We start from the raw sequence: 19,701 nt of genomic DNA on the forward strand, positions 1-19,701 counted from the left end.
GGGAGGGAACCGGATTTTCTTGTTTCCCTGTGCCTAGTTGGGAGCTACGGTGTACACACAAGTTTGAAATAGCTGATTAACCCAAGGTTTTACCCTACCCTAACCCTCCCCTTATAAAGGGGAGGGAACCGGATTTTCTTGTTTCCCCCCTTTACAAGGGGGGATTAAGGGGGGTAATTCGACTTGTGTGTACACCGTGCTACTTGGGAGAGGAATTTAGGGTGAGGGCAAAAACTATAGTTTTTAACATAGATGAGGTTTATAATACTATATTGTATAAAGCTTGCTAGTTCATTTAATTGCTTGATACTTTACAAATAAATGACCTGTGTTTTCCAAGTTGGTTATTTTAGCATTTTCCTAATGCATAAGAGAAAAAAAATCATATTGATCAGGCTTATGCTAAGGTCAAAATCGAGACAATAATAACTATCTGTAATTTAAAAGCTTAATTCATCGAATGAATCTTAATTTGTTGAATTTATACTCAAACTCTTAATAAATATTGGGCAAGTAAGCAAACTGATTTAAAATATAAACCTTAGCTGCCAAACCATTGCAGTACTAAATTTCATCCTATGACATCTGATCAACCCTCTGAGCAACCTGCATCTGAATCTGCCGCTAATAAACCGTTGGACGTAAAGCAGCTTGAGAATATAAATGCTTTATTTCCCATCGTAGGCATTGCCGCCTCTGCGGGTGGATTAGACGCATTTACGCAGTTACTCCAGCATTTGCCTACCGATACAGGAATGGCAATTGTGCTGATTCAACACTTAGACCCTAACCACAAGAGTTTGTTGAGCGAGATTCTGGCGAGAGTAACTCAAATGCCTGTCAGGGAAGTGGAATCTGGGATGACTGTAGAACCAAACCAAGTCTACATCATTCCGCCTAATACTAAGATGATCTTGTCTGGTGGAGTGTTGCAACTGACGGCGCGAGAGAGAGTTGATGGGAAATATATGCCTGCTGATGCGTTCTTTAGTTCATTGGCGGTAGAGCAAGGACGCAAAGCGATCGCAGTGGTATTATCTGGAGCGGATGGAGACGGTTCACTAGGACTGAAGGCAATTAAGGCAGCCGGAGGTGTGACTTTTGCTCAGTGTGAAGACACGGCCAAATTCGATAGTATGCCCAATACCGCTGTTGCCACAGGGAATGTCGATTTTGTGCTACCGCCTGAAAAAATTGCCGAGGAACTGGCAAACCTCAGTCGCAATCCCCTTATTTTTGACTCACGGCCGCTGATAACGCCTGAGAAATTGCCCGAACAGGGAAATGCCCTGGCGATTATTTTTACGTTATTGCGATCGACACTTGGCGTTGACTTCACCCACTACAAGCCCAGCACGCTTGATCGCCGAATCCAGCGGCGAATGCTGTTGTACAAACTAGAACGATTAGAGGATTATGCCCAGTATCTACAACAGAATCCGGCTGAAGTCGGAGCGCTCTATGAAGAAATTCTGATCCACGTTACCTATTTTTTCCGCGATGCCGAATTATTTCAACTGTTAAAAGAGCGAGTCTTTCCCACGTTCATCCTCTCCAAGTCGGCATCGCCGATTCGGATTTGGGTGGCAGGGTGTTCGACAGGCGAGGAAGTCTATTCGATCGCCATCTCCTTGCTGGAGTTTTTGTCGCATAAAGTAACCCCGCAGCCGATCCAGATTTTTGCCACAGACATCAGCGAGATGGCAATTGACAAAGCTAGAGCCGGCATTTATCTAGAAAATCAAATGGTGGAAGTTTCATCAGAGCGCCGCCGCAGATTCTTTAATGTCCTTGAGGGCGGTAGATATCAAATTAACAAATCTGTCCGCGACCTGTGTGTGTTTGCTCGACAAGACTTGGGCAGTGACCCCCCTTTTTCCAACTTAGATTTAATTAGCTGTCGGAATGTACTGATTTATTTAGACGAAACGTTGCAAAAACGGATACTACCCATCTTTCATTACAGTCTCAAGCCAACTGGCTTTTTGGTGTTAGGGACTTCAGAAAGTACAGGTAAATATTCGGAGTTGTTTACTGTAATTGACAAAAAGTATAAAATCTATGGCAAAAGGCTAACCGCAAATCGTCCAATTTTTTCTTTCGTTACCAGCAATTATCCAATGGCAAAACTGGACGAGCCTCAATCTGAGAATTCAAATCCATCGAATGAGTTTAACTTAGAGAAAAAAACTGACGAATTGATCTTGAATCACTATGCCCCAGTGGGTGTGGTGATCAACGACAAGATGGAGGTACTGCAATTTCGGGGAGAAATCGATCTTTACCTCAAACTTGTACCTGGGAAACCCAGTCTCAACTTATTCCAAATGGTGCGCTCCGGCTTGCTCATCGAGCTACGCGCCACAATTTATCAGGCACAACGGCAAAAAATTCTAATTAGAAAGGAAGGATTACAGATTAAAGAGAGCAATCAATCAAGAATCATCAATCTTGAGGTGATTCCATTTTATCCTGCGACTGGTAAAGAACTCTACTTTCTGATTTTATTTGAACAAGCTCTACCCACGGTTAACAACCTTAGCTCTTTTGATCCTGAAAGCCAAGAGCAATCATTAGAGGGTGAGATTGTTCGGCTCAAGCAGGAACTTGCAACTGCCAAGCAAGAGCAGGCTGCGACTCAAGAGTATCTGCAAGCGGTGATCCAAGAGCAGGAGCAGATCAATCAAGACCTGAAAGTTGCCAATGAAGAAATCCTCTCTAGTAATGAAGAGTTGCAAAGCACCAATGAGGAACTAGAAACTGCTAAAGAAGAGATTCAAGCAACCAACGAAGAACTTAACACAACCAATGAAGAACTTCGCTCTCGAAATCTGGAATTACACCAACTTAACAACGATCTGACGAATTTGCTTGCCAGTATCAATATCCCAATTTTGATATTGACTTTGGACTTACGCATTCGACGTTTTACGCCAATGGGGCAACGGCTTTTCAATTTAATTTCCGCCGATGCTGGACGACCCTTGAGCGACATCAGAGCAAATCTCGATATTCCTGACTTAGAAGCTCTAATTTTAGATGTACTTGACACACTCACCATCAAAGAATTAGAAGTCCAAACCTTTGGGGGACATTGGTACAATCTCCGCATCCGTCCTTATCGGACTATAGAAAACCAGATTGACGGTATAGTGTTGGTATTGGTAGATATTGATGGTCTTAAACGCAGTGCAGCAACCTTAGAACAAGCCCGGAATTACGCTGAAGCAATTGTGGAGACGGTACAAGTGCCGTTAATCGTGCTTGATTCTGATTTCCGGGTGAACAAAGCCAATCGCTCGTTTTACGAAACGTTTCAAGTTTCACCATCACAGACAGCGCAATCTGTGGTTTTTGAGTTAGGCAACGGTCAGTGGAACCTGCCGGGATTGCGATCGCTCTTAGAAGACATTCTCGCCAATGATATCAGTATTCAAAACTTAGAGATAGAGCATCGTTTTGAGCAAATTGGGCAAAAAACCATACTGCTCAATGGTTGGAAAATTATTCAAGAGGGAGAACCTCAAAAGATTTTGTTGACGATTGAAGATATCACGGAGCGCAAGCAGTTTGAGTTAGAGCGATCAAATCTTCTAGCACAAGAGCAGTCAGCCCGTCAACAGGCCCAAATCGCCAACCGAGCCAAAGATGAATTCCTGTCGAACCTCTCCCATGAACTTCGTAACCCGCTCAATACTATACTGGGCTGGGCGCAACTCTCGCGTACCCGTGATTTCGATTCTTCAGCAACCACTCATGCCTGGGAAGTGGTGGAGCGGAGTGCTAGGGTGCAAGCTCAGTTAATTGATGATATGCTGGATGTTTCACGGATTACGAGTGGAAAGCTTTATTTAAACAATCGTTTAATTGATCTAGTTTCAGTAGTGGATGTCGCCATTGAGGCTGTCAAATTGTCCGCAGAGGCGAAAACCATTCAAATTGTTTCACAGTTGAACTCGGCGACGGTTGTCGGAGATTTTGACCGCTTACAACAAGTTCTGTGGAATTTACTTTCTAACGCGATTAAGTTCACTCCAGTCGGTGGGCGAGTGGAAATCACGCTCGAAGCTGTAGATACTCACGCCCAGATTCGAGTCAGCGACACAGGAATTGGCATCTCGGCAGACTTGCTGCCCTATGTGTTTGAGCGTTTCCGCCAAGGAAATTCTAGCAGCAGCAAAGCAGCTCAGGGACTTGGATTGGGCTTGTCAATCGTCCGTCATCTTGTAGAACTTCACGGTGGAACAGTTCAAGCGCAAAGTCCAGGCGAGGGACAAGGAACCACGATCATCGTCAGCCTGCCTCTGCGCTCAATGCCACCGGAGATTACACCGCCAATTACACCGCCAACTTATTTAGAGGCGAGTATTTTGTCAGGGATGAACACATTAGATGGTAAAAATCCATCCCTTACCCTTGCAGGGCTGTGCATCCTAGCTGTAGATGATCAAGCAGACAGCCGCGACTTAATCAAGTGGATGTTAGAAGACTTCGGGGCTGAAGTAATGGTTGTGACATCTGCAAGGGAAGCGATCGCGGCTCTAACTGAATCTCCTGGCAGATATAATTTGCTTATAGCAGATATTGGGATGCCAGAGGAAGATGGTTACTCCCTGATTCGTCAGGTGAGAGCGCTTGACGCCTCTGCGGGAGGAGAAATTCCAGCAGTGGCAATCACTGCCTATGTCAGCGAGCAAGAGCAGCAAATGGCAATTGATGCTGGGTTCCAAATGCATATGGCTAAACCGATTGACGCGACTCAATTGGTATTGATGATTGCAAACTTGTGTGGACTCCGAGCCAGATGAGTGGCTGTACCGCTGACTCAGTTGACAAATTGAGCCGGAAAATTTTTAGTAAGTAGGCGATGTCAGCGATTTTATTTACTAAAACTACACTAAATAACCTGATTGGAGAAATTTTTAGTTGAGTAGTGCTTTACAGCTATTTTTAGGTAAATAGATCACGCGGTAGGGGCACAGCATTGCTGTGCCCCTACGACAGATGTGGTTCAAATACATGAAAACTGCTGTAAACAAGAGTTTTTCTCCTAAAAAACAATGCGCTAAAAGTACCAATTTGGAATATTTTTAATCTGAAATATCTCAATATGACGAGTGTAATTGACATAAAAACATCAGAATTTTGTTTATAGCGGTTTGCAGTTGAGTCCAATACACACCTAACCTCCAACCCCAACCCTACAAGGGTTGGGGGGTAAGATTCAAAGCCTCAAGTCATAACGGCGGATTTTACAATCAATCTGTTGCTGGCAATTAGCTTTACATGCTGTTGTCAAAAATCATGTTGAAGCAAACGTTTCAATTACGTATAAATTGTATAATTTGCCCCTAAAACATTCAAAAGTTATAGATAATATTTGACATCTTTACTTAAAAAGATACAAAACATATTTAATTTATTCTACTAAAACAGAAAGTATCAATTATGAAGTGAGGAATCAAAAGCATGACTGTAACCTTCATGAAGGTACCTAAGTTTCGCAATACTCAATGGGTGAGCTTTGTTGGTGGAGAAGGGATTGTACGCAGCTACACACCTGAATCTGGCACATGGACGTATCTCATTGAGATGGCATTAGGGCTAGAGCCTGACTTTGGCAGAGTCGGTGCAGAAACGATGATACTCCTCACCGAGGCAGATTTGCGGACGTATTAGTATTAGTCACGCCTTTATTCTGCTTTGATAAACAAAGAAAGTTTTTCTAGTACAGCACGGCGTAAATAAACCATCCATTCCAAATCGCCAAAAAGTCTGTCCTATATAGCTTTTTGAATTTTGAATTTTGAATTTTGAATTCCGCCTTGCGATACAGCCACCTCATCAAGGAGTTATAAGTGGCAAATACTGTTATTAAGAAAAAGATTTTAGGAAAAGCAACTCAGAAGGTATCTAATCAAAAATCCAGTTTTACAGATACCACGCTTGAAGCGACCGATTCACTTACTGTTGATAAAAACTGCATCTCCAATCAAAGCGATCGCGGTCGAGTGATTGTTTTCATTGATGGCTCGAATCTGTTTTATGCGGCTTCACACCTTAATATTGAAATTGATTATATCAAACTGTTGCATTATTTGACAGCTAGAGATTACCTGGTTCATGTTTTTTACTACACGGGCTACGATCCGACGAACGAGAAGCAGCATGGGTTTCTTTACTGGATGCGTCACAACGGCTTCCGCGTCATTACTAAAGCAGTGACACAGTTGAGGAATAATCCCAAAAAAGCCAATCTGGATGTAGAAATTGCAGTGGATATGATCAGGCTGGCTCAATATTGCGATACAGCTGTGTTAGTCAGTGGCGATGGAGATTTTGCTTATGTGGTGAATACCATTGCTAGTCAAGGAGTTCGGGTTGAAGTGGTCGGGTTGCGATCGATGACCAGTACTAGCCTTATTAATGTTGCTAACTGTTATACCGACCTCGCAGCCATTCAACAAATTGTTCAAAAGCTTGACAACAGTGTTTGCCAGCAATTGGCTATTTCCCAAGGGTGAGCCTATAACTACTCCGGCTGATCTTCCTCTATTGTGGCAATAGTTCGTTTTGTAGCAAAGCCATTGAGAGGGTTTGGCACAGCCTCACAAAGGAATAGTATAAGTCTCATTAATAGACCTCTTGCATAAGTCGAATAGACCTCCCTTAATCCCCTCGATATATTGGGGGAAAACTTGAAATCTTGCCCCCTCCCCTTCACAACTACGCTGTACACACAAGTCGAATTACCCCCCTTAATCCCCCCTTCTAAAGGGGGAAAAAAAGAAATCTAGTTCCCTCCCCAATATATCGGGGAGGGTTAGGGTGGGGTAATTCGAGGACTGGTTAGTAATTCGATAACTTGTGTGTACACCGTAGCCCCTTCACAAGGGGAGGGGTGATTCAAGGATTTTTGCAAGAGGTCTAATATCAAAGCCTTATTAATCGAGTTCAAAGACTCATTATTGCATTCTAAAATATATCTCCTCTCCCCCCTGCCTCATCACAATCCCTGCCATTCTCGCTGGGAGAGTTCTTCTATCGGCAAGAACAAACTAGCTTCAATCTCCTGCCGCACAACGTCTGTTAGCTGGCAGTTGCTATTGAGGCAATCGATAAGCAACTGATTGGCATAGTAATATTGTTGCAATACTTGCTGTTGCTCAGGGCTGAAGTGCCAGTGATACTGAATTCGATGCTTGGCGATCGTCGCCTTTAACTGCTCCATCCAGGCAGAAAAACTTTTTTGCCACCATGTCTGAAACCTTTCTTTACTTTGTTTTGGATCAGGCAGTAGGTCTTTAAGTTGTTGTAAAGCTTGGTGTAAGCCAGCATCTTGAACAATCGCTAAAGCATTACTCAAAGCATCGTCGCAGATTAGGGCATTGCCAAAATTAGATTTGCAGTCAATAGTACATTCCATTACTAGCTTGTCCAATGCCGCATCCAAAAAAATATCCTTATCAAGGATGCAGGCAAGAGCAAAAGGCTGAGTAAGGTGAGGAGTCCTAGCTAAGGCAAGGTAAAACGCCCGAATTGCAGCAGGCTGGGGGGGAGCGACAACAGACTTTTGGCTTGTCCAAGTTAAAAATTTTTGCAAATATGGATCTTCAGCCACTAACGCATCAACTTGTTGCTTCATCAACTGTACCAGGAAATCTGCACTCCGCAGCATGGCAACCGTTAACAAAAAGATTTCACGCCACCGGGGTTCAGTAATATGACTCACCAGACGTTGTAAGGGTTGTTCTAATGCTTGTAAATTATAATTAGCAACGATTTGTCGAGCAGTCAGGTATTCTTGAAACGTCAAATAAGAGAAGGAAAAAATCCCCCGCACTCGTTCTGCCAGTAATCCATGTTGCAACTCTATTGCCCTAAGTACCGCTTCACTATCTAATTGCAATTCCTCTGGTTCTGTCGAAGCATTTGGCAAATCACGAATATAGTCGCCAATGTATTGCTCAACAATGTGTTGTTCAAACAAGTAATTACCCTGCTCAAATGTGGCGCTAGCAATTTTACTTAGCAACTTCAGCTTTTGTGGTAATAAAAAACCTTGGTATATTTCATCCCGCTCAATTGCTTTAGTTTCGTCCCATTTGATCAGCAAAAGGTGTAAACATTGCTTATAAAACGTAGCTTTTTGGCTTGGGAATTTGTTCTGCTGATCAAAAACCCAGCAAGCGAGGTGCAAAAATAAAGGGTTGACGACAAGTCTCCGAAATTGTAAGTTTTCCGGCAAATCTAGTTTCAGGGTAAACTCAACTGCCTGTTCAAGCCTCTGGTAGACATTCGTTTTTGAGAGTGCTGTAAACCACTTCTGAGCAAAGGCAACAATTTGCTCAGAGGTAAATGGGGCAATTTCGACATCTGTGAAGCGTCTGAGGCTCGAAGCTTTAGCTGCGGTGCGGCAAGTCACGACAAAAATATTCTTTTGGTACTTTTCAGAGAGTCTGCGAATTTCGTTGACGACAGCGTTGCTCTGTTGATCAAGCACTTCATCTAATCCATCCAGCAACAGCAACACTCTGCCCTCCAACAACAAAGTTTCAAGCACAAATGCATCTGAAATCCCAGAGGTAAAGAATTCCTTGCAAATATAATTGAGTAAATGGAACTCCCCTGCTTCTCTAGATTCGTCTGCAAAATCCCTTAAGGTAACAAAAATGGCAACCCGATTTGCGGCAAATCTACCTCGGTTGCATTGAATCGCCAGATGTTGCAAAAAGGTAGTTTTACCTGCTCCTGGTTTTCCCAACACGCGCAGCTTTGAATAAGTTTCAACTGCACTAATACCCGCGATTTGTATCTGGGATACCTCACCTAAGCCAAAGCGATCAAATTCTCTTGAGGTAAAATTTTGCAAGTCACCAAACTCTAACCACTGAAGGCTGGCAATCTCCTCCAAAATGTTGAGATCGATGTAAATGTCGTCCATTCTAACAGGGCGACCAATATCTAATAACTGCAAAGTGCCGCACTGGTCTTCAATTTTCTCAAAGCGTTGCGATCGCACTTGTTGTACTAGAGCATGAATATCTAATAATTCAGCACTAAGTTTTTTTGATTCCGGAAATTCTTCTGGAGGATTAGCCGCAATCTCCCGCCAGTTCAACGACAACACCGAACAAATTTCTATAAAGATATGACGCTCAACCGGACGCCCAGTAAAAAACCGCCAAATTGGTTGGCGAGTCTTTAAGTTGACTTCAAAAGCCAAATTGTCTTGTGTCCACCCCTTATCAGCGAACGCTTTTTTGGCTTCTTGAATTCCAGTTACTGATCCCTGGAGCGATCGCTTGACCATAGGAGCTTACACATATCAAATAAGAATTCTTCAATTTGACATTATTGCAACATTTCGTTTCGGAACTACTTAGAAACTAAGTGAGCTATTTTTAAATGCTAATGATTTGTTTAAAGCATCTTCAGCCAATATCCTGTAATGGAATTATTCTTAATACATACTCAAGCTTTAAGTATCTTTTGTAACTTAATGTTTTGTGCCGGAGAACGTTTTTCTATATCTAGTAGATATAGCGCTGTGGCAAGTCTAAAATTTTTCTACGATTGAGTACTCATAATTATTGTACCACTTCTATACGCTTGAATATAATTGTGTATGCGTAGCGGTAGCGAGTCCACGAGCGTCTTGATTTTGACGAATGTATTCTAACTTAAAAAGTTTATTGTTAATTTAAGAATTTTATTGTTTATATATACATTTACAACTGATACGAAGCCGTCAAAGCTACCGCTAAAGCATCCGCAGCATCATCAGGTTTAGGAATTTCATCTAAATCCAACTCCCGCGCCACCGCCTCTTGCACATCTAACTTATCAGCATTGCCATAGCCTGTTAAAGCTTGCTTAATTTGAGCAGGAGTAAACTCTACGTAGGGAAGACGACGCTGGCCCAACACTAAAATGAGTACGCCCCGCGCCTGTGCAACTAGGATTGTATTTGACATCCGATAGAAGAATAGTTTCTCGATCGCTACTAAATCTGGTTGAAATTCCTCCATCAGGGTATGTAAATCATCAAACAAGGTACATAGGCGCTGTCCCATTTCTACATCTGCTGACGTTTTGATTACCCCAAAATCCAGCATATTTACTGTAGTCTCTTGCACTTTGTTGGGAATTTGTGTGTAGGTAATTACTCCAAATCCTAAAATTGCCAGTCCTGGATCTAATCCTAAAATTCGTTTTTCCATTAAATTCACTTTTACCAAGCTAGGGTATTGTTTAACTAGGAATACTGGCAATCTTCACAACTTGCTCTTAGTCTAAAGGAATTGACAAATATAATAGTTCCACGCCTGGTGTTTAAAACCAAGTGGTGTACATTTTCTGTTAATTATTGTTTGTAGCACTGCTCCAAATCAGGTATGTCAATTGGTTTTCTCAGACAAGCCCTCAACGCCCTGCAAAAGCAGTCGCGCTCTCGTACTTCCTATCGGGTTAATCAGTGGTTCAAATGGTTATCCCCTGGACTATCGGTAAAACGTTGGTTGTTGATCAGTGTTGGGGGTGTACTGCTAACGAGTTTGGGGTTAGCTATTTGGATTAAGCTGACCCCAATTTTTTGGATGATCGAGTTGTTTAAAAATTTTCTCTTAGTAATCACCAACTTCTTACCCAACTATATCAGTGGGCCTTTGGTGCTGCTTGGCGGCTTGCTGTTAGTGCTTTGGGGGCAAACTCGCACTGTAAGCTCAATTACTAAGGTACTAAGAGCAGAAGGCGGAGAAGAACTTATCGATGTCTTGCTGGCACATCATCGATTGTACCGAGGCCCGAAAATAGTAGTAATTGGTGGTGGTACGGGACTTTCTACGTTGTTGAGGGGACTGAAAACCTACAGTGCTAATATTACTGCTATTGTGACTGTCGCCGATGATGGTGGATCTTCTGGGCGGTTGCGTCAAGAATTTGGAGTGCTACCACCAGGGGATATTCGCAATTGTTTGGCTGCCCTAGCAGATGAAGAAAAGTTATTAACAGAATTGTTTCAATACCGCTTTCGGGCTGGAGATGGGTTGACGGGTCACAGTTTTGGCAATTTGTTTTTAACGGCAATGAGCGATATTACTGGAGATTTAGAACAAGCAGTTGCAGCCAGTTCCAAAGTGCTAGCGGTACGGGGACAAGTACTACCAGCAACTCTCAGTGATGTTCGCCTCTGGGCAGAATTAGCCGATGGTCGCCGCATTGATGGGGAGTCTAGCATTCCCAAAGCTGGCGGTAAAATTGTCAAAATTGGCTGCATTCCAGCTAATCCCCCAGCAATCCCAGCAGCTATTAAGGCACTTAAAGAAGCTGATTACATCATTATTGGCCCAGGTAGTCTTTATACTAGCCTGATTCCTAATTTACTAGTACCAGAAATTGCCGATGCGATCGCTCAAACAAATGCCCCCCGTATTTATATCTGCAATATAATGACTCAACCAGGTGAAACCGAAGGCTACACTGTTGCAGATCATATTAGAGCAATTGATGCTGCTTGTGGAGAAAGGCGGCTATTCGATGCTGTACTAATCCACAAAAAATCCCCCTCGGAGCAATCACTCATCCGCTACGCCGAACAAAACTCCCATCCGGTTTTCCTGGATAGAGAAGCCGTAACTCAGCTAGGGCGAAGGATTGTTCCAGCCAATGTTTTGTATGAAGATGAAACGGGTTTTGTCCGTCACAATCCACAGAAACTAGCACAAGTGTTGTTGCGGTGGTACGGTAGAGCTCATCATGGAAGATGAGTTAATAGTCCAAAGTTCATAGTGAGCTAGCTCTTGACTCTTAACCGGAGGCAACGCAAGTCTCCGGCTTTGCTCTTGACTCTTGACTAATTATGAAAATCTTTCTTGCAGATACAGAGGCGATGCTACGCTTAGGTATTACTCTCAGTCAATCCCTAACTCCTGGCAGTGTAATTTTATTAGAAGGTGATTTAGGTGCTGGTAAAACTACCCTAGTTCAAGGTATTGGCAAGGGTTTAGGAATCGCTGAACCTATTGTCAGTCCCACTTTTACCCTAATTAATGAGTACACGGAAGGACGCCTCCCCCTTTACCACCTAGATCTATATCGTTTAGAACCACAAGAAGTTGCAGCCCTGAATTTAGAAAGCTACTGGGAAGGTGTTGAGGTCATACCAGGAGTTGTGGCAGTTGAATGGGCGGAACGATTACCCTACAAGCCAGACAGTTATCTAAGTGTGAGTTTGACTTATGGGCATGGGGGTACACGTCAAGTCGAACTTATACCATTCAATTGTACCATTAGCGAAGTCATTGCCGCGATTTAAGCTCATCTCCCGACTTAAATATGGGGGATTTCACTTTTTTGATCACAACACTAGAAAATTTCTGCAAATAGTCGAGGGAGAACTCCCCACTCGTCCTATCTGCCACTACCACGCTCACCATTGTAAATCACTAACATTGTTATCTAAACCAAAAATAAACGAAAGAATTATTCAACAGCAGATATTTTGCAATCAGGTTCAGTTAAAGCTAAAAACAGAGATCCAAGGTTGAATTACAATCCGGTTCTTTTAGTAATGAACCTATAGTGATTCATAACTGAACAGTATTGACAGATATTCCGGATTGGCATCTAGTGGTTTTATTGCTGTAATCAGCAGTAAAAACATGATTTAAATAGATGGTGGATGAATCAAACAAATGTAAATAAACTGTTCTTGGGTTAAATGAGAGTTTTTACAGAACTTAGTCAGCTTGGTTGAACCAGATTAGTTTCCTACTGTCATTCAGAGAAGCAATCTGGATTATTTAGCAGCGAAAGCTAAAAGAGAAAAGTTAAACAACAATCAAGTTCTGTATAATTCTGTCTAACTTTCCTTACGCTTAGTATTCCCAAGTTAGTTCAAAATCTATCCAAAAAAATAAACTATTTGATGATTTTTTAAATTATTTTAAATAAATTTAAATAGCAAATGATTTTTATATTCACATCTGTAATTAGCACTGACATCAAAAACAATTAAAATAAAATATCTCGTGTTTCTACATAATTTTCGTAGAAATACGAGATATTTTATCCTAAATTAGTTGAGATTAATATGCCTACGTGGATGCACTAGTTATCTTTAATGAAAGAAGCGATCGCCTTTTTAACCTGAGAACCGGAGTCGTCTCTGGTATAGTACGTAAGACCTTTATCAATGAATGCAGAGGTAGTATCTATTAACTGCTGAATAATCTCCGAACTAGCGTTATCTATTTCTTCAGTGACTTTTTGTCCTGTAAATCGGTTTTTTCGGTCTTCTGGAGGTAATACAATCCGAGGATCTTTATAAGTCTCTTTTGGCTTTGGTTTAAATGTCTCATTTAAGTCAAACTGAAGCCGTAAGTAACGTTTAGAATCGTATCCACCCATGATTTGTCGGCAAATCGTACTACCAATCTCAGATGTAGGTTCCATAAAGATATTAGAAATATGTTGCACCCAGTCTAAGCCTCTCCATTTGCTTATTTGCTCATATTGATATGGTTCACCAGTTTGACCTGTGCCAATAGAAAGGATAGAAATATCTTCCAATCGCAGATTATCAAGTTTATATTTTTGCTTAATTGTTGGAGAAACTGAAGACTGACTGATCCTCATAACTAGACTCAAAGCTGCAAGAGAGGGGTTATTAGCAGAAACTCCTCCATCAATGTGTGGGAATTCCCAATCACCAAATTTTTCTTTATCTACAGGTTTTAATTTATATGGTGGAAAAAAAGTGGGAGCTGAGGCAGAAGCGGTACATATCTCCCATAAATAACAGTCATCGTACCATCTGTCCCCTAGATCGGGATGACAATTTGTAAAAAAGGTTGTATTACGATATAGCGTATCGTAAGCAAGAATCAAGATAATAGGTTTTTCAATATCCTTTATTCTTGTGGATTTATACGCATCTTTGAGGGCACTAATAATTCCATCATGAGAATATTTAGGTGCTGAAAATACATCAAGAATTGGTTTGATGATGGACGGCAAGTTTTTATAGCGCTCTTTTCTATCTGGCGGAAATATATCTTTACCTCTATCTCTATACAGTTTAATCATTTCATCACTTTTTTTTCCTATAGCAATCCCTCCTGCTAATATTGAGCCGGTAGAAGTGCCAGCAATCAGGTCAAAGTATTCGTGTAAAAAGTTTCCTTTCCCCTGATTTATTATTTCTTGTTCTACTTGTTGAAGTATTCGTGCTGCAATGACTCCACGAATACCGCCACCGTCTAAAGCCAAAATTTTGAAGGACATAGCAATTCTCCTTAATTATTTCTAGGTTCCATTACCTTGTTTAGCTCTCGAAGATCCCTCGAACCTATCGCAGTTGCTTTCATAGCGGATTCTCCTTTGAAGTACAACAAGCGAAGCAACTCTCCAAAGTTCTGACAGAATTATTTTGCAATGCACTGCTTTCCCTTGGAAGGGGGCTATTTTCCTCCATTTACTCTTTAGAGAGGGGGTAAATGGAAGTGGGGGTTTTTTGATCTGAACTGTATTGAGAGTGGCCGCAGGTACAAAAACTGTTTCTTACCTAAGATACTAATAAATTTAAGGTTTCAAGTCGCGATTGCGGATAAAGCGACAAGTTAATTAATCAAGCAAGATTTAGTACTTTGTCAAGTTAGTTTTCAGGGTTTGTAGTAAGCACTTTAATATTTAGAAAGTTAGGACTAAAGTCCTAACTACGAACTTGCTTACCCATCAATTTAAACTTGACAGACTACTAACCTTAACTCTGGTAGATGAAAATCTTGCCAGTTAAAGTATGACTTCAATGTATAATTCCTTGTCTATTACGTAAGCTTAAATAAATATTTGCTACAAGAAAGTTAAAGCTTGACCCCGGACTTGCGTATTTACCTGGCCTTTATCATAAACTATCTCACCACCGACAATGGTGGTTGTAACCCAGCCGGTGAGGTTCCAACCTTCAAAGGGACTCCAACGGCACTTAGTTAAAAGTTCCTCGCGCCGGACTGGACGGTATGTGTTTAAATCTACAAGCACTAAATCAGCATCGTAACCAGGTGCGATCGCTCCTTTATTGGGAATACCATAGGCCACAGCTACAGCTTTAGACATCCAGTTCACAACTTGAGCAACAGTACACTTTCCCTCCATCGCCGCAGTTAACATTAAAGCTAGGGAAGTTTCTACCCCAGGCATTCCTGAAGGACTATTGGGGTATTCTTGAGCTTTTTCTTCTAAGGTGTGCGGCGCGTGATCTGTAGCGATGAAATCAATCACGCCATCGCGCAAAGCTTGCCAGAGAACTTCGTTATCGTGGGGCGATCGCAAAGGTGGATTCATCTGTGCTAATGTACCAATCTTCTCATAGGCACTAGTATTCAACAACAAATGCTGTGGTGTCACCTCTGCTGTTACCCAACTAGGTTTCTCCTGACGCAGCAAATCTGCTTCCTCGGCAGTTGACATGTGCAGAATATGCAGACGACGTTGATATTTTTGAGAAAGTTTTAATGCCAGTTGGGTTGCAAGCAAGGCCGCTTGATTATCTTGAATTTGCGAGTGAACAGCTGGATCGTGGATGTTGGCAAATTCTTGGCGTCGTTGGTTGATTCTAGCTTGGTCTTCGGCATGAACGGCAATCAAGCGCGAACCTTTAGCAAATATCGTCGAGAGGGCTGTTTCACCATCAACCAGCAACTGACCATGCATCGACCCCATGAAAATCTTAATTCCTGGTGTTGGCTTTGCCAAAAGTAAATCTGGGAGATTCTCTGCTGTGGCCCCAATAAAAAAGCCATAATTAACCAAGCACTTGTGGGAGGAACGTTCTAACTTGTCGTCTAAAGCCTGCTGTGTCGTAGTCAGGGGGCGCGTATTGGGCATTTCTAAAAAAGAAGTGACTCCGCCTTTAGCACAGGCACAACTGGCGGTGAATAAATCTTCCTTATGTTCTAGTCCAGGTTCTCGAAAATGCACCTGCGGATCGATAACTCCTGGCAACAAAGTTAACCCTTGTGCGTCAATTTCAGTGGCTAGTGCTGTTTGGGAGATTTCTGGGGCAACTTCGACTATTTGGCGATCGCGCGTCAACACATCCCCAATCATCAGTTCACCATTGGGTAGAATTATACGAGCGCGGCGAATCAGTAAATTTTGTGGAGATGACATAAAGTTAACTTTGTTCAGACAGGGAGCTATGTATTACAGAGAACCATGCTTTTAGATTAAACTTATTCGCGATCGGAGTAACCAATTTTTGCCGTGTGCTAAAAAAAAGTTTATTTTTAATTTACGAAGAAGCCCGTTAATCAATTTTGGATTTTAGATTTAGGATTTTGTTATTGATCGTACCCTAGAAGGGATGCCGTTTGGGGATTTTACATTGGTTTCACCCATCAAAGGCGAGGCATGACCCGTAAGAAACACCCCCAATCCCAAATCTCAAATCCACAATCTAAAATTGGTAGTCAAGATGCGAACATGACTAGGAAATTAAAGTTTTCCCGTTAAGATTAACAAATAAAGTCTCACTAGGCGAGTTAATTACCTACATCTTTCGTTCAGTTAAGTAATTTCATGCAAAATCAAGTGCCTGATAACAATTCTAGTCAACAACCTGATAATTCTTGGATCGCAGAGCTAGGTAGAACAATTGTATTGAGCATTGTTCTAGCTCTGGGAATTCGTACATTTGTTGCTGAAGCACGCTGGATTCCTTCTGGATCGATGGAACCGACTCTGCATGGTACGCCAAACCAGTGGGAGGCAGACAAAATCATTGTCGATAAGTTGAAATATAAATTTGCTGACCCGCAGAGGGGAGATATTGTAGTATTTTCACCGACTAAAGAACTACAAAAGGAACAATACCAGGATGCTTTTATTAAACGGGTGATTGGCTTACCTGGAGAAAAAGTACAACTTAGAGATGGCAAAGTCTATATCAACAACAAACCCCTCTCAGAAGCCAATTACCTCAGTTCTGGGCAGAGTACAGTAATTGATGTTTGCCAATCAGGGCCACAGCCACCTTTTTTGGCGAAACCCCAGACTATACCAACCGATTCATACTTAGTATTAGGTGACAATCGTACCAATAGTTATGATGGTCGCTGCTGGGGTGTTGTCCCCCGCCAGAATATTATTGGACGGGCTGTAGTTCGCTTCTGGCCTCTAAATCATGTTGGAGGAATAGATAAATCGCCACTATATCCATAAATTAATATTACTAAGGAATGTGGATTAAATAAAATGCAAAACTTCATCCTCTATCTTGCTTCCCTCTCCAATATATCGGAGAGGGATTGAGGGTGAGGTAAGTCAGGGACATAAATTGTATGTTATTTAATTCTTATTCCTAATGTGGATAAGTAACAAAAGAATTTTAGATTGGTAACTGCTAAATCACCAATCTTTAATCTAAAATTTGTCTTGAAAAGTTGGCTACGGAGGGACTTGTTACAACGCTCTTAACCCGCGCAACTTTTCGGAAAATCTAAAATCCAAAATTGCTATGATGCCTTACCTAGCCAAGATTTTAGTGTATCCAGTTAAGTCACTGGATGGTGTTGAAGTTGAGAACGCTGGAGTTCTTGCCAGTGGCGCACTACAGTATGACCGTGAGTTTGCCATTTTTGACGAACAGGGTAAATTTGTCAATGCCAAGCGTCATGCTAAAATCCATTTACTAAGGGCGCAATTTGCACTCTTCAATAGAACTATCTCGCTACAAATCCCAGGCGGCGACTCACAACAAATTTTTCATCTAGATGACGAACGGCAAGCGCTAGAAGCAACTTTGAGCGATTTTTTTGGGTTTGCTGTCACATTCAGGCAAAACTCTTTAATGGGCTTTCCTGACGATACATCTGCACCAGGTTCAACGGTAATTAGTACAGCAACGTTGGCAAAGGTAGCTTCTTGGTTTCCCGGTTTAAGTGTAGATGAAATGCGTCGTCGGATGCGTGCCAACATTGAGATTGATGGTGTACCAGCATTTTGGGAAGATCAGCTATTTAGTGAACAAGGTGATTTATTTTCCTTTCAAGTGGGAGATGTCCACTTTTTTGGGGTTAAGCCGTGTCAGCGTTGTATAGTCCCAACACGCGATTCTTACTTAGGTGAAGCTTACCCAAACTTTCAAAAAATATTTGCGAACCAGCGGCAAGCAACCTTGCCAGATTGGGTTGCTTCATCGCCTTTTAATCACTTTTACAGATTGAGTGTCAATACCCAATTACCTCCATCGTCAGCCGGAAAAATTTTACAAATCGGCGATCATGTAAACATACTTCCACAATAAAATTAACATTTATTTAAAATAAAAAATACAAAGTAAATTTTTTTGCATGAAAATTTTAAAATTGTTGTAGTTAAATATAGATTTTTGTACAAGTTGAGAGCTTTTGAAACTGGAAAATCAAGTAAGTGTGACCGATATATTCGCCCCTTTACAATCTCTCAAACAAGGTGACTGGTTCAAGCTGATCTGCGGAGCCAGCTTCCAGCATTTGTCGGCAGTCAGAAATTTAACGTTAGCCTATACTTTGGCGGGCGCTGACTGTATAGATGTTGCAGCTGATCCAGCGGTAATTGCAGCGGCGCAAGCAGCGCTACTTGTAGCCAGAACTCTTGCTAGAGATGCCCAAAAGCGAGGATTTGACTACAAAGGCAATTCACCCTTTTTGATGGTCAGCCTGAACGATGGAGAAGACCCCCATTTTCGGAAAGCAGAATTTAATCCTACAGAGTGTCCTACAGATTGCCCTAGACCCTGTGAACGGATTTGTCCGGCACAAGCAATCATATTCAACAATAAAAAAGAAGACTTTTCGGGAGTAGTATCCGAAAAGTGCTATGGCTGCGGTCGTTGCATACCAGTTTGTCCATATGGTATAATCTATACCTCTTCATATGTGACAACGCCGGGAGCGATCGCGCCATTGATAATGTCAACGGGAGTAGATGCCGTAGAAATCCATACACAAGTAGGGCGGTTGGCAGAATTTCAGCGATTGTGGCAAGCAATTTCACCGTGGGCCGACCAATTAAAGCTACTAGCTATCAGCTGTCCTGATGGCGATGGGATGACTGACTACCTAAAAGCAATATATGACCTGATTGCCCCACTCAAGAGTGCTTTAATATGGCAAACCGACGGTCGCCCCATGAGCGGCGATATTGGCGATGGCACTACAATAGCCGCGGTGAAATTAGGGCAAAAAGTTTTGGCAGCTAAATTACCGGGATATGTGCAGTTAGCAGGCGGCACTAATAGCTATACCGTTGCTAAGTTAAAGGCAATGGGACTGCTAAACGATTTTAGATTGCCGATTTTAGATTTTGGATTAGAAGAGGCTAATCCCCAATCTGAAATCCAAAATCGTTCGACTGAGCGCTCACGCCGTATCCCTACGGGGAAGCAAGCTACGCGTAGCGTTCCGCAGAAAAGTCCAAAATCCAAAATTGCCGGCGTCGCCTACGGTAGCTACGCCCGTGTACTGCTGTCACCGATTCTCGATCAATTAGAGAATAAGGAAGTAAGTAACACGAATATTAAGGCGACTGTTCGCCTAGAAGAAGATGACGGATTACTTTGGCAAGCTGTAGAACTTGCCCATTCTCTCGTTTCCCAAATCAAGTTACAGCAGGAGCGTTAATTTATTGCTCAGGACAATTACCCAGAACGGGTTCTCT

Annotated in this window: 12 protein-coding genes and 1 pseudogene; 8 read left to right on the forward strand and 5 right to left on the reverse strand. The window is 42.0% G+C overall.

What is annotated here, in order from left to right; genetic code table 11:
• The first annotated feature begins 578 nt into the window (after positions 1–578).
• Positions 579–4,808, forward strand: coding sequence for a chemotaxis protein CheB (locus tag V7K35_RS11090; protein WP_335078898.1), 4,230 nt, complete (start codon positions 579–581; stop codon positions 4,806–4,808).
• A gap of 257 nt (positions 4,809–5,065) precedes the next feature.
• Here the strand turns inward: V7K35_RS11090 and V7K35_RS29665 are convergent.
• A pseudogene (locus V7K35_RS29665) lies at positions 5,066–5,131 on the reverse strand (DUF1830 domain-containing protein); the annotation flags it as partial.
• 338 nt (positions 5,132–5,469) lie between these two features.
• On the opposite strand from V7K35_RS29665, the gene V7K35_RS11095 reads away from it, so the two are divergent.
• Together V7K35_RS11095 and V7K35_RS11100 are read left to right on the forward strand one after the other, a co-directional pair.
• Complete coding sequence (locus V7K35_RS11095) at positions 5,470–5,679, forward strand: hypothetical protein (protein ID WP_335078900.1); 210 nt, start codon at positions 5,470–5,472, stop codon at positions 5,677–5,679.
• A 179-nt stretch (positions 5,680–5,858) separates the two neighbouring features.
• Positions 5,859–6,524, forward strand: a complete 666-nt coding sequence (locus V7K35_RS11100; protein ID WP_335078902.1) for a LabA-like NYN domain-containing protein — start codon at positions 5,859–5,861, stop codon at positions 6,522–6,524.
• A 482-nt stretch (positions 6,525–7,006) separates the two neighbouring features.
• On the opposite strand, the gene V7K35_RS11105 is transcribed toward V7K35_RS11100, so the two are convergent.
• On the reverse strand, positions 7,007–9,313 hold the full coding sequence (locus tag V7K35_RS11105; RefSeq protein WP_335078904.1) for an NACHT domain-containing protein: 2,307 nt from the start codon (positions 9,311–9,313) through the stop codon (positions 7,007–7,009).
• A gap of 418 nt (positions 9,314–9,731) precedes the next feature.
• Positions 9,732–10,223: a crossover junction endodeoxyribonuclease RuvC gene (gene ruvC / locus V7K35_RS11110; protein WP_335078906.1), complete on the reverse strand. Its 492-nt coding sequence runs from the start codon at positions 10,221–10,223 to the stop codon at positions 9,732–9,734.
• A gap of 174 nt (positions 10,224–10,397) precedes the next feature.
• Here ruvC and V7K35_RS11115 point away from each other — a divergent pair, with 174 nt between their 5' ends.
• Both V7K35_RS11115 and tsaE read left to right on the forward strand, forming a co-directional pair.
• Entirely contained in the window at positions 10,398–11,768 is a 1,371-nt protein-coding gene (locus V7K35_RS11115; protein ID WP_335078908.1) for a gluconeogenesis factor YvcK family protein, read from the forward strand.
• 92 nt (positions 11,769–11,860) lie between these two features.
• Complete coding sequence (tsaE, locus tag V7K35_RS11120) at positions 11,861–12,316, forward strand: tRNA (adenosine(37)-N6)-threonylcarbamoyltransferase complex ATPase subunit type 1 TsaE (RefSeq protein ID WP_334797613.1); 456 nt, start codon at positions 11,861–11,863, stop codon at positions 12,314–12,316.
• A gap of 794 nt (positions 12,317–13,110) precedes the next feature.
• Here tsaE and V7K35_RS11125 read toward each other — a convergent pair.
• Both V7K35_RS11125 and V7K35_RS11130 read right to left on the reverse strand, forming a co-directional pair.
• Positions 13,111–14,286, reverse strand: coding sequence for a patatin-like phospholipase family protein (locus tag V7K35_RS11125; RefSeq protein ID WP_335078910.1), 1,176 nt, complete (start codon positions 14,284–14,286; stop codon positions 13,111–13,113).
• 567 nt (positions 14,287–14,853) lie between these two features.
• A complete protein-coding gene (locus tag V7K35_RS11130; protein ID WP_335078912.1) occupies positions 14,854–16,173 on the reverse strand; it encodes a dihydroorotase in 1,320 nt (439 codons plus the stop codon).
• Positions 16,174–16,581: 408 nt separating this feature from the next.
• On the opposite strand from V7K35_RS11130, the gene lepB reads away from it, so the two are divergent.
• The 3 genes from lepB (at position 16,582) to ldpA (ending at position 19,664) form a co-directional block, all read left to right on the forward strand.
• Positions 16,582–17,223, forward strand: a complete 642-nt coding sequence (gene lepB, locus V7K35_RS11135) for a signal peptidase I (protein WP_335078914.1) — start codon at positions 16,582–16,584, stop codon at positions 17,221–17,223.
• A 298-nt stretch (positions 17,224–17,521) separates the two neighbouring features.
• Positions 17,522–18,307 carry an MOSC domain-containing protein gene (locus V7K35_RS11140; RefSeq protein WP_335078953.1) on the forward strand — a complete coding sequence of 262 codons (786 nt, stop codon included), beginning with the start codon at positions 17,522–17,524 and terminating at the stop codon, positions 18,305–18,307.
• Between the two features lie 127 nt (positions 18,308–18,434).
• Positions 18,435–19,664 (forward strand): circadian clock protein LdpA, encoded by a 1,230-nt coding sequence (gene ldpA, locus V7K35_RS11145; protein WP_335078916.1) that lies wholly within the window; start codon positions 18,435–18,437, stop codon positions 19,662–19,664.
• Positions 19,665–19,701 lie beyond the last annotated feature (37 nt).

The organism is Nostoc sp. (genome assembly GCF_036917275.1).
GTDB lineage: Bacteria > Cyanobacteriota > Cyanobacteriia > Cyanobacteriales > Nostocaceae > Nostoc.

What these genes read in the sequence shown, in the direction of transcription:
- V7K35_RS11090 (WP_335078898.1), top strand. Translation starts at nt 579, where the DNA reads ATGACATCTGATCAACCCTCTGAGCAACCTGCATCTGAATCTGCCGCT.
- V7K35_RS11095 (WP_335078900.1), top strand. Translation starts at nt 5,470, where the DNA reads ATGACTGTAACCTTCATGAAGGTACCTAAGTTTCGCAATACTCAATGG.
- V7K35_RS11105 (WP_335078904.1), bottom strand. Translation starts at nt 9,313, where the DNA reads ATGGTCAAGCGATCGCTCCAGGGATCAGTAACTGGAATTCAAGAAGCC.
- ruvC (WP_335078906.1), bottom strand. Translation starts at nt 10,223, where the DNA reads ATGGAAAAACGAATTTTAGGATTAGATCCAGGACTGGCAATTTTAGGA.
- V7K35_RS11115 (WP_335078908.1), top strand. Translation starts at nt 10,398, where the DNA reads ATGTCAATTGGTTTTCTCAGACAAGCCCTCAACGCCCTGCAAAAGCAG.
- tsaE (WP_334797613.1), top strand. Translation starts at nt 11,861, where the DNA reads ATGAAAATCTTTCTTGCAGATACAGAGGCGATGCTACGCTTAGGTATT.
- V7K35_RS11125 (WP_335078910.1), bottom strand. Translation starts at nt 14,286, where the DNA reads ATGTCCTTCAAAATTTTGGCTTTAGACGGTGGCGGTATTCGTGGAGTC.
- V7K35_RS11130 (WP_335078912.1), bottom strand. Translation starts at nt 16,173, where the DNA reads ATGTCATCTCCACAAAATTTACTGATTCGCCGCGCTCGTATAATTCTA.
- lepB (WP_335078914.1), top strand. Translation starts at nt 16,582, where the DNA reads ATGCAAAATCAAGTGCCTGATAACAATTCTAGTCAACAACCTGATAAT.
- V7K35_RS11140 (WP_335078953.1), top strand. Translation starts at nt 17,522, where the DNA reads ATGCCTTACCTAGCCAAGATTTTAGTGTATCCAGTTAAGTCACTGGAT.